The sequence below is a fragment of the Pseudorhodoferax sp. Leaf267 genome, assembly GCF_001422405.1.
Lineage (GTDB): Bacteria > Pseudomonadota > Gammaproteobacteria > Burkholderiales > Burkholderiaceae_C > Pseudorhodoferax.
Window position 1 is genome coordinate 94,428 of the sequence record NZ_LMMV01000023.1, and the last position, 14,422, is coordinate 108,849.

At 69.1% G+C, this 14,422-nt stretch carries 15 protein-coding genes; 7 read left to right on the top strand and 8 right to left on the bottom strand.

Annotated elements, in window-relative coordinates; genetic code table 11:
* The first annotated feature begins 2 nt into the window (after positions 1-2).
* From ASF43_RS22410 to ASF43_RS22430, 5 genes are all read left to right on the top strand, one after another.
* Complete coding sequence (locus ASF43_RS22410) at positions 3-1,661, top strand: long-chain-fatty-acid--CoA ligase (RefSeq protein WP_056185987.1); 1,659 nt, start codon at positions 3-5, stop codon at positions 1,659-1,661.
* A 27-nt stretch (positions 1,662-1,688) separates the two neighbouring features.
* Complete coding sequence (locus ASF43_RS22415; protein ID WP_056185989.1) at positions 1,689-2,663, top strand: tripartite tricarboxylate transporter substrate binding protein; 975 nt, start codon at positions 1,689-1,691, stop codon at positions 2,661-2,663.
* Between the two features lie 10 nt (positions 2,664-2,673).
* Positions 2,674-3,471: an SDR family oxidoreductase gene (locus ASF43_RS22420; protein WP_056185993.1), complete on the top strand. Its 798-nt coding sequence runs from the start codon at positions 2,674-2,676 to the stop codon at positions 3,469-3,471.
* A gap of 161 nt (positions 3,472-3,632) precedes the next feature.
* Entirely contained in the window at positions 3,633-4,409 is a 777-nt protein-coding gene (locus tag ASF43_RS22425; protein WP_056185995.1) for an enoyl-CoA hydratase/isomerase family protein, read from the top strand.
* Between the two features lie 233 nt (positions 4,410-4,642).
* Positions 4,643-5,677 carry an RNA methyltransferase gene (locus ASF43_RS22430; RefSeq protein ID WP_056185998.1) on the top strand — a complete coding sequence of 345 codons (1,035 nt, stop codon included), beginning with the start codon at positions 4,643-4,645 and terminating at the stop codon, positions 5,675-5,677.
* Positions 5,678-5,735: 58 nt separating this feature from the next.
* Here ASF43_RS22430 and ASF43_RS22435 read toward each other — a convergent pair whose 3' ends face one another.
* The 8 genes from ASF43_RS22435 to ASF43_RS22470 form a co-directional block, all read right to left on the bottom strand.
* Entirely contained in the window at positions 5,736-6,053 is a 318-nt protein-coding gene (locus ASF43_RS22435; protein WP_056186001.1) for a type II toxin-antitoxin system RelE/ParE family toxin, read from the bottom strand.
* Positions 6,050-6,319 carry a type II toxin-antitoxin system ParD family antitoxin gene (locus ASF43_RS22440; protein ID WP_056186002.1) on the bottom strand — a complete coding sequence of 90 codons (270 nt, stop codon included), beginning with the start codon at positions 6,317-6,319 and terminating at the stop codon, positions 6,050-6,052. Before ASF43_RS22440 ends, ASF43_RS22435 begins: the two co-directional genes overlap by 4 nt.
* A 90-nt stretch (positions 6,320-6,409) precedes the next feature.
* The gene (locus tag ASF43_RS22445) at positions 6,410-7,471 is read right to left on the bottom strand and encodes a malate/lactate/ureidoglycolate dehydrogenase (protein ID WP_056186005.1); all 1,062 of its coding nucleotides are present in this window, start codon (positions 7,469-7,471) and stop codon (positions 6,410-6,412) included.
* 10 nt (positions 7,472-7,481) lie between these two features.
* On the bottom strand, positions 7,482-9,008 hold the full coding sequence (locus ASF43_RS22450) for a UxaA family hydrolase (protein WP_056186009.1): 1,527 nt from the start codon (positions 9,006-9,008) through the stop codon (positions 7,482-7,484).
* Between the two features lie 34 nt (positions 9,009-9,042).
* Entirely contained in the window at positions 9,043-10,437 is a 1,395-nt protein-coding gene (locus ASF43_RS22455) for a TRAP transporter large permease (RefSeq protein WP_056186013.1), read from the bottom strand.
* Between the two features lie 6 nt (positions 10,438-10,443).
* Positions 10,444-11,001 (bottom strand): TRAP transporter small permease, encoded by a 558-nt coding sequence (locus ASF43_RS22460; RefSeq protein WP_056186015.1) that lies wholly within the window; start codon positions 10,999-11,001, stop codon positions 10,444-10,446.
* A 46-nt stretch (positions 11,002-11,047) separates the two neighbouring features.
* Positions 11,048-12,046 carry a sialic acid TRAP transporter substrate-binding protein SiaP gene (locus ASF43_RS22465; RefSeq protein WP_056186019.1) on the bottom strand — a complete coding sequence of 333 codons (999 nt, stop codon included), beginning with the start codon at positions 12,044-12,046 and terminating at the stop codon, positions 11,048-11,050.
* Positions 12,047-12,072: 26 nt separating this feature from the next.
* Positions 12,073-12,780 (bottom strand): FadR/GntR family transcriptional regulator, encoded by a 708-nt coding sequence (locus tag ASF43_RS22470; protein ID WP_056186021.1) that lies wholly within the window; start codon positions 12,778-12,780, stop codon positions 12,073-12,075.
* A gap of 109 nt (positions 12,781-12,889) precedes the next feature.
* Here ASF43_RS22470 and ASF43_RS22475 point away from each other — a divergent pair, with 109 nt between their 5' ends.
* Both ASF43_RS22475 and ASF43_RS22480 read left to right on the top strand, forming a co-directional pair.
* Positions 12,890-13,648 carry an SDR family oxidoreductase gene (locus tag ASF43_RS22475; RefSeq protein ID WP_056186024.1) on the top strand — a complete coding sequence of 253 codons (759 nt, stop codon included), beginning with the start codon at positions 12,890-12,892 and terminating at the stop codon, positions 13,646-13,648.
* Entirely contained in the window at positions 13,645-14,391 is a 747-nt protein-coding gene (locus ASF43_RS22480; protein WP_056186026.1) for an SDR family NAD(P)-dependent oxidoreductase, read from the top strand. The genes ASF43_RS22475 and ASF43_RS22480 overlap by 4 nt, the downstream gene beginning before the upstream one ends.
* Positions 14,392-14,422 lie beyond the last annotated feature (31 nt).

Here is a 14,422-nt window from a genome sequence, read left to right on the forward strand (position 1 = left end):
ACATGACCCCACGCACATCACCCTGGCACCGCCACTGGCCGCGCGGCTTCCCACATGCGCTGGCCGTGCCGCAGAGCACGCTGTTCGACCACCTGGCCACCAGCGCCGCGCGCTACCCGCAGCGCCCGGCCATCGTCTACTACGACAGCGTGCTGACCTATGCCGACTTCCTGGCGCAAGCCGAGGCGCTGGCCGGCCACCTGCAGCGCGCCGGTGTCGCGCAGGGCGATCGTGTGCTGCTCATGAGCCAGAACTGCCCGCAGTTCAGCATCGCCTTCTTCGCCATCCAGCGCTGCGGCGCCGTGGTCGTGCCTGTCAACGCCATGTGCACGGCCGGCGAGGTGGACCACTACCTCGAAGACAGCGGCGCGCGCCATGCGGTCGCCGCGCAGGAGCTGCTGCCCGCCATGGCGCCGGCCCTGCAACGCGGCGTGCTGCGCGAGGTCGTGGTGATCTGCTATGCCGATGCGTTGACGGCCCCCACCGCACTCAACGTGCCCGAGGTCGTGCGCGCCCCGCGCCAGCCGCTCGACCAGCCGGGCTGCACGGCCTGGGCCACGGCGCTGGCCGGTGCCCCCGCGCCGCCCGTGGCCGTGAAGTCCGGCGACCTGGCCGTGCTGCCCTACACCTCGGGCACCACGGGCCGGCCCAAGGGCTGCATGCACACGCACCAGAGCCTCACGGCCTCGAGCACTGGCGCCGCGCTCTGGCGTGGCCTGCACGCCGAATCCGTGGTGCTGGGCGTGGCGCCGCTGTTCCACCTGCTGGGCCTGCAGAACGCGCTGCTGATGCCCGTGTGGCAAGGCGCCACCGTGGTCATGCTCGCGCGCTGGGACGCCGCCGCCGCAGCCGCGCTGATCGAGCGCTACCGCGTCTCGGTCTGGGCCTCGCCGCCGGCCATGCTGATCGACTTCTTCGCGCACCCCGAAGCGCAGCGGCGCGACCTGTCCAGCCTGGCCATGCTCAACGGCGGCGGCGCGGCCATGCCCGAGGCCGTCTCCGCCATGCTCAAGGAGCGTTTCGGCATCACCTACATCGAAGGCTATGGCCTGACGGAGACGGCCTCCTTCCTGCACTGCAACCCGCTGCAGGCCAGCAAGCGCCAGTGCCTGGGCATCCCCACCTTCGGCGTGCATTCGCGCATCGTGGACCCCGAGACGCTGGCCGAGCTGCCGGTGGGCGAGACGGGCGAGCTGGTCACGCGCGGCGCCCAGGTCATGCAGGGCTACTGGCGCGACGAGGCCGCGAACCGCGCGGCCTTCATGACCCTCGACGGCGAGCGCTACTTCCGCACCGGCGACCTGGCGGCCATGGACGCCGACGGCTACTTCTTCATGCGCGACAGGCTCAAGCGCATGATCAACGTGAGCGGCTACAAGGTCTGGCCTGCGGAGGTCGAGAGCATGCTGTACGAGCATGCCGCGATCCACGAGGCCTGCATCGTGGCGCGGCCCGATGCCAAGCAGGGCGAATCCGTCTGCGCCGTCGTCGTGCTGCGCCCCGGCCACGCGCTGGACGAGGCCGCGCTGATCGCCTGGTGCCGCGAACGCATGGCCGTCTACAAGGCGCCGCGCGCGGTGGAGTTCCGCGCGGCACTGCCCAAGTCCAACACCGGCAAGGTGGCCTGGCGCGAGATCCAGGAAGCCTACGCCAGGCCCTGACAACCACGACCCACAGGAGACAAACGCATGCAAGACATCACGCGCCGCCAGGCCCTGGCCCTCACCACGCTCGGCCTGGCCGGCCTGCCCGCGCTGGCGCAGCAGGACTTCCCGAGCCGGCCGCTGCGCATCGTCGTGCCCTATGCCCCGGGCGGCGGCACCGACACCATCGGCCGCCTGATGGCGACCAAGCTCGGCGAGAGCCTGAAGGCCACGGTGTTCGTGGAGAACAAGCCCGGCGCGGGCGGCGTGATCGGCAACGACATGGTGGCCAAGGCCGTGCCGGATGGCACCACCATCCTCATGGGCATCACGGTCATGGTGCAGCACCCGGCCATGATGCCCAAGCTGCCCTACGACCTGCTCAAGGACTTCTACCCCCTGGCCGTGGCCGCGCGCTCGGCCGACCTGCTGCTGGTGCACCGCGACGTGCCGGCCAACACGCTCGAAGAGTTCGTCAAGCTGGCCAAGGCCAACCCGCGCGACTACGCACTGGGCTCCTACGGCAACGGCACCTCGGGCCATGTGCACGCGGCCATGCTGAGCAGCCAGGCCGGGCTGGACCTGGCCATCGCCCACTACAAGGGCGCCGGCCCGCTGATGGCCGACCTGCTCGGCGGCCAGGTCAAGGTGGCCTTCCTGGATGCGACCACGGCCGCGGCGCAGATGGGCGGCGGCCGCGTCAAGGTGCTGGGCGTGACGGGCGCGCGCCGCTCGCCGCTGGCGCCGAATGCGCCCACCTTCACCGAGCTGGGCTACAAGTCCTTCGAGCCCTATGGCTGGTTCGCACTGTTCACGCAGGCGGCCACGCCTGCGCCCATTGCCAAGAAGCTGTCCGACGAGCTCAACGCCATCCTGGCCCAGCCCGAGGTGCGCAAGCGCCTGGAAGAGCTGGGCCTGCTGCCCGGTGGCGAGCCGCAGGCCGAGTTCGCGCAGGAGATGCGGCGCGACCTGGCCATCTGGGGCAGGGTGATCAAGGAAGCCAACATCCGTGTGGACTGAGGAGAGCAAATTGACAAAAGACAGACCCGACCCCTTCGACTTCACCGGCCGCAACGTCTTCGTGGCCGGTGGCTCCAGTGGCATCAACTTGGCGATTGCCGACGCCTTCGCCGAGGCCGGCGCCAACGTGGCCATCGCCAGCCGCTCGGCCGAACGCGTGGCCGGCGCGGTCGAGCAACTGCGTGCCCACGGCGGCCAGGCCGAGGGCTACAGCGCCGACGTGCGCGACGCCGAGGCCATCGAGGCCGCGCTGCGCGCCGCGCACGAGCGCTTCGGCCCCATCGACGTGCTGGTCTCCGGCGCGGCCGGCAACTTCGTGGCGCCGGCCCTGGGCATGTCCTCCAAGGGCTTCAAGACGGTGGTCGACATCGACCTGATCGGCGGCTTCAACGTGGTGCGCGCCGCCCATGCCTTCTTGCGCAAGCCCGGTGCTTCGGTGCTCAACATCTCGGCGCCGCAGGCGGCCAACCCGACCAGGCTGCAGGCCCACGTGTGCGCGGCCAAGGCCGGGCTGGACATGATGGTGCGCGTGCTGGCCATGGAGTGGGGCGCAGACGGCATCCGCGTCAACTCGCTCGTGCCCGGCCCCATCGGCGGCACCGAGGGCATGCGCCGGCTGGCGCCCGATGCCGCGGCCGAAAAGCGCGTGACCGATTCCGTGCCGCTGGGCCGCATGGGCACGACGCGCGAGATCGCCGACATGGCGCTGGTGCTGGCGTCACCGCTGGCCAGCTACGTGACGGGCGCGATCCTGAATGTGGATGGGGGAAGTTCGCTGCCTGGGGGGCGCGAGCTGGGCGCCAGCTGATCAGGCCGTGGCCCCTCACCCCAACCCTCTCCCCAGAGGGGCGAGGGAGCTTGGCCGCGCTCTTGCTTTTACTCCTTCTCCCTCTGGGAGAGGGTTGGGGTGAGGGCCCGCACGGCCTCCGTCACCCCCCCCACCGCAATGACTCATCGAAAGACACCACCATGCCCCTGACCCGCTTCGACCTGCAAGGCGCCACCGCCGTCCTCACCCTGGACGACGCCGCCACGCGCAACGCCATCGGCCCCGACATGCGTGTCGAGGTCGCCCAGGCCGTCGAGCGCGTGCGCACCGACCCGGCCATCCGCGCGCTGGTCATCACCGGCGCCAACGGCCACTTCTGCTCCGGCGGCGACCTGCGCAATATCGCCAGCGCGGGCCTGGACAACGCCGGCTGGCGCGACCGCCTGCACCTGCTGCACAGCTGGCTGCGCGACCTGCTGAGCCTGGACAAGCCCGTGATCTGCGCGGTGGACGGCGCGGCCTTCGGCGCCGGCTTCGGCCTGGCGCTGGCCGGCGACTTCGTGCTGGCCACGTCGCGCGCGCGCATGTGCGTGTCGTTCCTCAAGGTCGGCCTGGTGCCCGACTGCGGCATCTTCTACACACTGCCGCGCATCGTCGGCCCGCAGCGCGCGCGCGAGCTCATGCTGTCGGCGCGCGAGGTGAACGCCGACGAGGCCCTGCGCCTGGGCATCGCGATGGAAGTGCACGCGCCCGAAGCCTTGCTGCCGCGCGCACTGGCGCTGGCCCGGAGCTTCGAAGGCGCCTCGGCCATGGCGGTCAGCCTGATCAAGCGCACGACCGCGTCCACCGGCGACCTGGCCCTGGCGCTGAGCCTGGAGGCCGACGCGCAGGCGCTGGCCATGGGCTCGCCCGAGCACAAGCGTGCGGTCAACGACTTCCTGGAAAAGCGGCCACCGAAGTTCTCGTGGCCGGCGTGACACAGAACTTGTGCGTCACGCCCACGCCGTAGCGTAGCTGCTCCCGCGTGGTGCTGGTGCTGGCGCAGGCCACGTCCGGCTGCCGCCTGCCGTCCCGGTGCGGCTGCCCTGCGGGCCGCAGCGCCCGAAGAAGCCGTGCACCACGTCGGCCCCTCGTTGGCTCCCGCTGGCGCCTTGCGCGCCTGCGGCGACAATCCGCGCCCCGCCACCGCCACCTGTCCGCCCGCGCAAAGATGACCCTCACCGAACTGCGTCAACGCCTGCGCGCGCTGGGCGCGCTGCCGCTGCACGAGGGCCGCGTGCTGCGCCAGTGGGCCCAGGGCCGCCCGCTGATCGACGGCGCACGGCGCTGGCACGACGACTTCTTTCCGCAGCGCGTGCGCGCGGACCTGCCACAGCTGACGCGCGACCTGGCCGCGCTGGCGACGCTGCAGTCGCAGCACCCGGCCGAGGACGGCTCGGCCCGCCTGCTGGTCGGCCTGCAGGACGGCCAGTCCATCGAAAGCGTGCTGCTGCCGCGCGACGGCCTGTGCGTGTCCTCGCAAGTCGGCTGCGCGGTAGGCTGCCAGTTCTGCATGACCGGCCGCGAAGGCCTGGTGCGCCAGGTCAGCAGCGCCGAGATCGTGGGCCAGGTCGCGCTGGCGCGCGCGCTGCGGCCGGTGAAGAAGGTCGTCTTCATGGGCATGGGCGAGCCGGCGCACAACCTCGACCAGGTGATGGAGGCCATCGAAGTGCTGGGCCTGCACGGCAACATCGGCCACAAGAACCTGGTGTTCTCCACCGTGGGCGACCCGCGCGTGTTCGAGCGGCTGCCGCTGGGCCCGGTGAAGCCCGCGCTGGCCCTGTCGCTGCACACCAGCAAGCGCGCACTGCGCGAGCAACTGCTGCCGCGTGCGCCCAGGCTCGCGCCCGAAGAGCTGGTCGACGCGGGCGAGCGCTATGCGCGGGCCACCGGCTACCCGATCCAGTACCAGTGGACGCTGCTGGACGGTGTGAACGACGGCGAGGACGAGATCGACGGCATCGTGCGCCTGCTGAAGGGCAAGTACGCGCTGCTGAACATGATCCCGTACAACACCGTCCCGGGACTCGCGTTCCAGCGGCCGGCCTGGGACAAGGCCAAGGCCATGGCGCGCGCGCTGCACCAGCGCGGCGTGCTGACCAAGCTGCGCGACTCGGCGGGGCAGGACATCGATGGCGGCTGCGGCCAGTTGCGGGCGCGGGCGGAGAAGCCGGTGCGGCTGGTGCCGCGGGGCGCGGCGGGCTGAGGGTTGGGACAAGCACCGACGGCGCTTGGCTTCGACCCGCAGTGACGCTCCTGGATGATCAGCCGGGCTGCGAGTCGTCGCGCAGCAGCGACTCGTAGTCCTGGCCGCCGTAGAAGATTCCGATGACGGAGACCACATCGTCGTCGACTGCAAACGCGATGACGGTGCGCCTGCGGTAGTTGGTCGTGCGCAAGCCAGGGCGGATGTCGTCTCGCCGGGTGCCCCGCTGAGGGAAGGTTTGCAGGCTCTCGCAGTATTGGATGATGGCCTGCGTGTATCCAGGGGCGACGCTGGGCGAAGCCGCAGCGGCGATGTAGCGGTACAGCGCAACGAGTTGTTCTTCTGCGTCTGCAGAGAAAACCACCCGGTAGTTCATTTCATCGCGGCGTGCTCGTCGGCCAATCTGGCTTGGACCTGCCCCACGGTGCGGGCGCGGGACGGATCGGCTTGCAGGGCGTCGTACGCGGGGCCAACCGTGCCGTGTAGCCAGCCCTCCACAGCCCGGTCACGGGCCATCAATGCGCGCAGGCCATCGCGGATGACTTCGCTTTCAGACGCGTACTCGCCTGTTGACACCTTCGCCTTGACCGCGTCCGCCATCTCCTTCGGCAGGGTGACGCTCAGTTGATGTGTGGTTCGCATGGGCGGCTCCGTGACTTTTAGGCACTCGATCCTACTCGGGCATGCCGGGCGCGTGGTCGCTGTAGATGGCGGTGCGCGCCTCCAGGCGACTCAGACCCCGACCACACAGCCGACCTTGGCGCCTGCCTCGACGATCTCCGCCCAGGTCTGATCGTCCACGACGATGCCTGCCGCCGCGCGCGCTGTGCGGTAGGCGCGCTCGGGTTCGCCGGCGACCAGCACCTTGTCGTAGCCCTCGCCGGGCGGCCCCTGGCGCAGCCAGTCGATGAAGGCAACGGCCTCCTGCTCGAAGCGGGCCTGCGTGCCCAGCCTGGCCGGGTCGATCAGCACCGTCAGCATGCCGTTCAGCACCGTGCGCGCCTGGTCGGCCGGCCGGTGCCAGGTGCCGCCGCCGCTCAGCGCGCCGCCCAGCAGTTCGCAGGCGACTGCCATGCCGTAGCCCTTGTGCTCGCCGAAGGTCATCAAGGCGCCGAACAGGCCGTTGCTCTGCGGCACGACGACCACGCCGGGGTCGGTGGTGGGGCGGCCATGCTCGTCGATCAAGGTGCCCGGCGGCACGCGCTCGCCCTTGTTGTGCGCCACGCGCATCTTGCCTTGGGCCTGGCGGCTGGTGGCGAAGTCGAGGATGAAGGGCTCCTGGCCTTGCAGCGGCACGCCGATGCAACAGGGGTTGGTGCCGAAGCGCCCGTCGCCGCCGCCGAAGGGTGCGACCACGGGGCGCGACAGCACATTGACGAAATGCATGGACACCAGGCCCTGGGCCACCGCCATCTCGGCAAAGTGGCCGATGCGGCCCAGGTGGTGGCTGTTGCCCACCGTCATGATGCAGCTGCCGTGCGCCTGCGCGCGCTCGATTCCCAGCTGCATGGCCTGCTCGCCGACCACCTGGCCGTAGCCGCGCTGGCCGTCCAGCGCGAGCATGGTGCCGATGTCCAGCGTGGCTTTCGCCCCTGTGTTGGGCTTCAAGCCGCCTTCGAGCACGGCATCGACATAGCGCGGCACCATGCCCACGCCATGCGAGTCGTGGCCGCTGAGGTTGGCGAGCACGAGGTTGGACGCGACCTTCTGCGCTTCGGCCTCGGTGCTGCCGGCCGCGGCGATGACCCTGGCGACCTGCGCGGTCAGCAGTTCCGGGGAAATGGTTTTGCTCATGGCATCGTCCTCACATCACCGCGCCGACCTGCCAAGGCACGAACTCGTTCTGCCCATACCCGTGCTTCTCGCTCTTGCTCTGCTCGCCCGACGCCGTGGCCAGTACCAGCTGGAAGATGCGCTCGCCCATCTCCTGGATGCTGGCCTTGCCGTCCACGATCTCGCCGCAGTTGATGTCCATGTCTTCTTCCTGGCGCTGCCACAGCACGCTGTTGGTGGCCAGCTTGAGCGAGGGCGACGGTGCGCAGCCATAGGCCGAGCCGCGGCCGGTGGTGAAGCAGATCATGTTCGCGCCGCCCGCCACCTGGCCCGTCGCGCTCACCGGGTCGTAGCCCGGCGTGTCCATGTAGACGAAGCCGTGCGCCGTGACCGGCTCGGCGTACTCGTAGACCGCCTCCAGGTTGCTGGTGCCGCCCTTGGCCACCGCACCCAGCGACTTCTCCAGGATGGTCGTCAGCCCGCCCGCCTTGTTGCCGGGCGAGGGGTTGTTGTTCATCTCGCCTTCGTTGATCTCGGTGTAGCGCTCCCACCAGTGGATGCGCTCCACGAGCTTCTCACCCACCTCGCGGCGCACGGCGCGGCGGGTCAGCAGATGCTCGGCGCCGTAGACCTCGGGCGTCTCGGAGAGGATGGCCGTGCCGCCGTGCGCGACCAGGATGTCCACCGCCGCGCCCAGCGCCGGGTTGGCGCTGATGCCCGAGTAGCCGTCCGAGCCGCCGCACTGCAGGCCGATGGTGATGTGCGCCGCGCTGCAAGGCTCGCGCCACACGGCGTTGGCGCGCGGCAGCATTTCGTTGATCAGCGCGATGCCCTTGTCCACGGTCTTGCGCGTGCCGCCCGTGTCCTGGATGTTGAAGGTGCGGAAGTTCTCGCCCTCGGCCAGGTGGCCGGTGGCCAGCCAGGCGTTGATCTGGTTCGCCTCGCAGCCCAGGCCCACGACCAGCACGCCGGCGAAGTTGGGGTGCGTGGCATAGCCCGTCAGCGTGCGCTCCAGGATCTGCATGCCCATGCCCTGCGTGTCCATGCCGCAGCCCGTGCCGTGCGTGAGCGCGACCACGCCGTCCACGTTCGGGAATGCGGCCAGTGCCTGTGGGTTGCTGCGGCGCGAGAAGTGGTCGGCAATGGCGCGCGCGGCCGTCGCCGAGCAGTTCACGCTGGTCAGCACGCCGATGTAGTTGCGCGTGGCCACGCGGCCGTCGGCGCGCTTGATGCCCATGAAGATGGCCTCGCGCTTCGCGGGGGCCGGCTTCACGTCGGCACCGAAGGCGTAGTCGCGTGCGAAGTCGCCCTTGTCCGGCCCCATGTCCAGGTTCTGCGTGTGCACGTGCTCGCCCTGGGCGATGGGCCGGCTCGCGAAGCCGATGATCTGGTTGTAGCGGCGCACGGGCGCGCCCTGCGCGATGTCGTGCGAGGCGACCTTGTGGCCGGCCGGGATCAGGCCGCGCACGGTGAAGTTCTCGACGGTGGCGCCGCCGACCAGCTGGCTGCGCGCGATCACCACGTCGTCGTCGGGATGCAATCGAATAAAGGGGGTCATCGTGGGGCCTCTTTCGGGCAAGGGAATCGGGGGGTTAGAAGAACATCTTGGGCAGCCACAGCACCAGCGAGGGCACGTAGGTGATGATGGCCAGGCTCAGCAGCAGGGGCACCAGCCAGGGCAGGATGGCCATGGTCGTGCGCTCGAAGGAGAGGCCCGCCACCCGCGCCAGCACGAACAGCACCAGCCCCATGGGTGGGTGCAGCAGGCCGATCATCAAATTCAGCACCATCACCAGGCCGAAGTGCACCGGGTCGATGCCCAGCTGCAGCGCGATCGGCAAGAGGATGGGCACGAGGATGGTGATGGCCGCCGTGGGTTCCAGGAAGCAGCCGACGAACAGCATCAACAGGTTGGCCAGCAGCAGGAACACCCAGGCCTCCCGGGTGAAGCCCAGCACCCAGGCCGCGATGTCGGTGGTGACACCGGTGGCCGTCAGCATCCAGCCGAAGATGGACGCCGCCGCCACGATGAACAGCACGGTGGAGGTGGTCTCGATGGTGTCCAGGCAGACCTTGAGGAACATCTTCCACTTGAGCGTGCGGTACCAGGCAAAGCCCAAAATCATGGCCCACAGGCAGGCGGCGATGGCGCCCTCGGTGGGCGTGAACAGGCCGGTGCTCATGCCGCCGATCAGCAACACGGGCGTCATGATGGGCAGCAGCGCCTCGAACCTGAAGATCTTGTCCAGCACGAACAGCGAGGCCAGGCCCGCGAACACCGTGGGCTGGGCCGGCAGGTCGAACTTGCTGACCAGCAGCCACAGGCCCAGCGGCCAGCCGACCACGACCGCCAGTTCCGACAGCGCCTTGATCAGCCGCGGCGCCGAGAACTTGGTGTCGCTGCCCCAGCCGTTCTTGTGCGCGTAGTAGGCCACCGTGAGCATCATCAGGATAGTCATGAGCAGGCCCGGCATCAGCCCCGCGAGGAACAGCGCGCCGATGGACACGTTGCCCATCATCCCGTAGATCACGAACGGCAGGCTGGGCGGGATGATGGGCCCCAGCGTGGCCGACGCGGCCGTGACGCCCACCGCGAACTCGGTGCTGTAGCCATGCTCCTTCATGGCCTTGATCTCGATGGTGCCCAGGCCTGCGGCATCGGCAATGGCCGTGCCGCTCATGCCGGCGAACACCACCGAGCCCACGATGTTCACGTGGCCCAGCCCGCCCTTGAGCCAGCCCACCAGCGCCAGCGCAAAGTTGTAGATGCGCGTGGTGATGCCGGCGTTGTTCATCAGGTTGCCGGCCAGGATGAAGAAGGGCACGGCCAGCAGCGGAAAGCTGTCGATGCCGCTGACCATGCGGTGCACCACCACGAAGGGCGGCAGGTTGCCGGTGATCAGGATGTAGACCAGCGAGGCGCCGGCCATGGCGATGGCCACCGGAATGCCGCCGGCCATGAAAAACAGGAACAGGATTTTCAGCATGGCGGTTCAGTGGTCCTGCATGGTGGATTCGGGGCGCTCGAGCACGCTGTAGCCGCGCGCCCAGTGGGCGCGTGCGACCTGCACCGAGCGCCAGGCCATGGCCAGGAAGCCGATGCAGCACACGCCGTAGACGATGTTCATGGGCGCGTCGATGACCGTCATGCGCGTCATGGCGCCGATCTTGAGCATCATCTGCACCGTCATCACCGCGGCGGCCACGAAGAAGGCGATGCGCACCACGTCGACGATCCGCGACAGCCACCGGCCCATGGCGGCCGGCATGTGGCGGTAGAAGAAGTCGACCTGGATGTGGTTGTTCTTGTGCACGCCGATGGCCGCGCCGATGAACACCACGCCGATGAGCATGTAGCGCGCCACCTCCTCGGTCCACGCGGCCGAATCGTTCAGCACATAGCGCGTGATGAACTGGTAGAGCACGGTGGCGCCGAGCAGCCAGAACAGGGCCAGCGCGGCCCAGCCTTCGGCGATGGTGCCCGACAGGTCCACCTCCTCGTCTTCCACGTGGAAGTTGCCTTCGTCATCGATGATCTTTTGTTCTTGCATGCTGTCTCCAACGACGGCGCCCGCGTGCTGCGGGCGCTGGCGGGCGTTACTTGATGGCGGTGATGCGGTCGTAGTCCTGCTGGCGGTAGCCGTGGTCGGTGGGCTTGGTGTTCTTCAGCACGGCCTCGCGGAAGGCGTTCTTGTCGACCGTGATCACGTTGTTGCCGCGCTTCTTGAACTCATCCACCAGGCGTGCCTCGGAGGCGATGATGTCGCGGCCCGTTTTGTCCGCGGCCTCCACCATCACGTCGCCGAAGATCTTCTTCTCGTCCGCGCTGAGCTTGTTCCACAAAGTGCCCGAGACCACCGTCAGCAGCGAGTCGACGATGTGGCCGGTCAGCGAGATGTTCTTCTGCACCTCGTAGAACTTCTTGGCCTCGATGGTGGGCAGCGGGTTTTCCTGCGCGTCCACGGTGTTGTTCTGCAGCGCCAGGTAGACCTCGGCGAACGCGATGGGCGTGGCATTGGCGCCGAGCGCGCGCGGGAAGGCCAGGTAGGCCGGCGCATCGGGCACGCGGATCTTCAGCCCCTTCATGTCCTCGGGCTTGCTCACCGGCTTGGCCGCACTGCTGGTCACATGGCGCGCGCCGTAGTAGCTGAGCGCGGTGATGTGGTTGCCGGTCTTGTCGTCGTAGCCCTTGGCGAGTTCCTTGAACACGTCGCTGGTGGCGTATTTCAACTGGTGCTCGGCGTCGCGGAAGATGAACGGGAAGTAGCTGATCGACAGCGGCGTGTAGCTGCGGCCCGCGAAGCTGGCGCCGGTCAGCACGATGTCCACCGTGCCCAGCGTCAGGCCCTGGTTGATGTCGGCCTCCTTGCCCAGCGTGGAGGCCGGGAACACGGTGATCTCGTACTTGCCGTTGGTGCGCTTCTTGATCTCCTCGCCGGCCCACACCGAGTACTTGTGGAAGGGCTCGGAGGTCTCGTAGACGTGGGCCCATTTGAGCTTGGTCTGGGCCTGGGCCAGGCCGCTGGCGCCCAGCGTGCAGGCCAGGGTGGCGGCGAGCGCCAGGGTCTTCAGGGTATGCCGCTTGAAGCTGTGCATCGTGTGTCTCCTCGGTGGGTGGTGGATCAGGGTTTCTGGGCGCGCGCCCAGCTGGCGGAAAAGCGTTGGTGCGACTTGTCCATGTGGGTGTGCATGGCGGTGCGCGCGGCGGCGGCGTCGCGCGCGGCGATCGCCTCGCGGATGGCCTCGTGCTCGGCGATCGCCATGCGCCAGGACGTGACGGTCTCGAAGTAGCCGCCCAGCCGCGTGAAGATGGGGCCGCGGCGCGAGTCCCAGAAGCCCTGCACGGTCTCGGTCAGCACCTGGTTGTCGCAGGCCTGCGCGATGGCCAGGTGGAACGCGCGGTCGCCCTCCAGCGGCATGACCTTGCGCGCGGCCATCTCGCGCATGTCCTCGATCGCGCGGGCCATGGCATCCAGGTGCACGCGCTTGCGCTGCTGGGCGGCGATGGCGGCGGTCTCGCCCTCGACCACGCGGCGTGCGCGGATCAGCTCGAGCGGGCCCCATTCGGCTTCGGCCACGGGCGCGGCCGCGCGGCGTTCGCGCTCCAGCACGTAGACACCCGAGCCGGTGCGCACCTCGACCCAGCCCTCCACCTCCAGCGCGATCAGCGCCTCGCGCACCGAGGGGCGGCTCACGCCCAGCTGCTGCGCCAGCTCGCGCTCGGCCGGCAGTCGCGCGCCCACGGCGAACTCGCCCTGCGCGATCAGGGCACGCAGCTGGTCCGCGATCTGGCGGTACAGGCGTTGCGGGGCGATGGACTGCAGCGGCACGGCGTTCTTAGGGCTTGTACTGAATTGGCCAAGTGGTCTGACCAATTGATAATTCCACAGCTTCCGGAGAGCACCCATCCGGCGAAACCCTCAAACACAAGGAGATGCGATGCGACTGCAGGGCAAGAGAGTGCTGGTGACCGCCGCCGGCCAGGGCATAGGCCGCGCGGCGGTGGAGGCACTGGCGCGCGAGGGCGCCGAGGTCTGGGCCACCGATGTGAACCACGAGCTGCTGCAGGCTGCCTATGCAAACCAGGCACGCGTGCACGCCAAGCGGCTGGACGTGCTGGACAAGACCGCCATCACGGCCGTCATCGCCGGCATGCCAGCCATCGACGTGCTGTTCAACTGCGCGGGCGTGGTGCACAACGGCAGCATCCTGGACGCCAGCGACGACGACCTGGAGTTCGCGCTGAACCTCAACGTGCGCGCGCAGTTCTGGGCCATCCAGGCCGCGCTGCCGCGCATGCTGGCCAATGACGACGGCCAGGGCGGCCAGGGCAAGGGCAGCATCATCAACATGGCCAGCGTGTGCAGCAGCCTGAAGGGCCTGCCCAACCGCTGCGTCTACGGCACCAGCAAGGCGGCGGTGGTGGGCCTGACCAAGAGCGTGGCCGCCGACTACGTGGCCAAGGGCATCCGCTGCAATGCGATCGCGCCCGGCACCGTGGACACGCCCTCGCTGGGCGAGCGCATCAACGCCTATGCCGACCCGGCCGAGGCACGCAAGGCCTTCGTCGCGCGCCAGCCCATGGGGCGCCTGGCGCAGGCGGCCGAGATCGTGCCCATCGTGGTCTACCTGGCCAGCGACGAATCGGTGTTCGCCACGGGCCAGATCTTCTCCGTCGACGGCGGCATGACGATATGAATCAGCTCGACCTGAAGGGCCGCCACGCCGTTATCACGGGCGGCGCCGTGGGCCTGGGCTACGGCATCGCGCAACGCATGCTGGCCTCGGGCGCCAGCGTCACGCTGTGGGACCAGAACGCCGAGGCACTCGCCAAGGCGCAGGCTGTACTCGGTGCTGGCGTTGATACGGTGCAGGTCGACGTGGCCGCGCACGCCAGCGTGGCGGCCGGCGCGCGCGAGACGGCTGCGCGCCACGCGGCCGTGGACATCCTCGTCAACAGCGCCGGCATCACCGGCCCCAACGTGAAGCTGTGGGACTACCCGCCCGAGGAATGGGCGCGTGTGCAGCAGGTCAACCTGAACGGCCTGTTCCACTGCTGCCGCGAGATCGTGCCGCTGATGCGCGCCAGGAACTACGGCCGCATCGTCAACATCGCGTCCGTCGCCGGCAAGGACGGCAACCCCAACGCCAGCGCCTACAGCGCCAGCAAGGCGGCCGTGATAGGCCTGACCAAGTCGCTGGGCAAGGAGCTGGCCGACACCGGCATCCGCGTCAACTGCATCACCCCCGCAGCCGTGAAGACGCCGATCTTCGACCAGATGACGCCCGAGCACATCGCCTTCATGCTGTCCAAGATCCCCATGGCGCGCTTCGGTACAGTCGAAGAGGTCGCGGCCATGGTCAGCTGGCTGTGCACGGAGGATTGCTCCTTCACCACGGGCGCGGTGTTCGACCTGTCGGGCGGCCGAAGTACTTATTGACCCACCCCAGTCTCCGCGCTGCGCGCTTCGC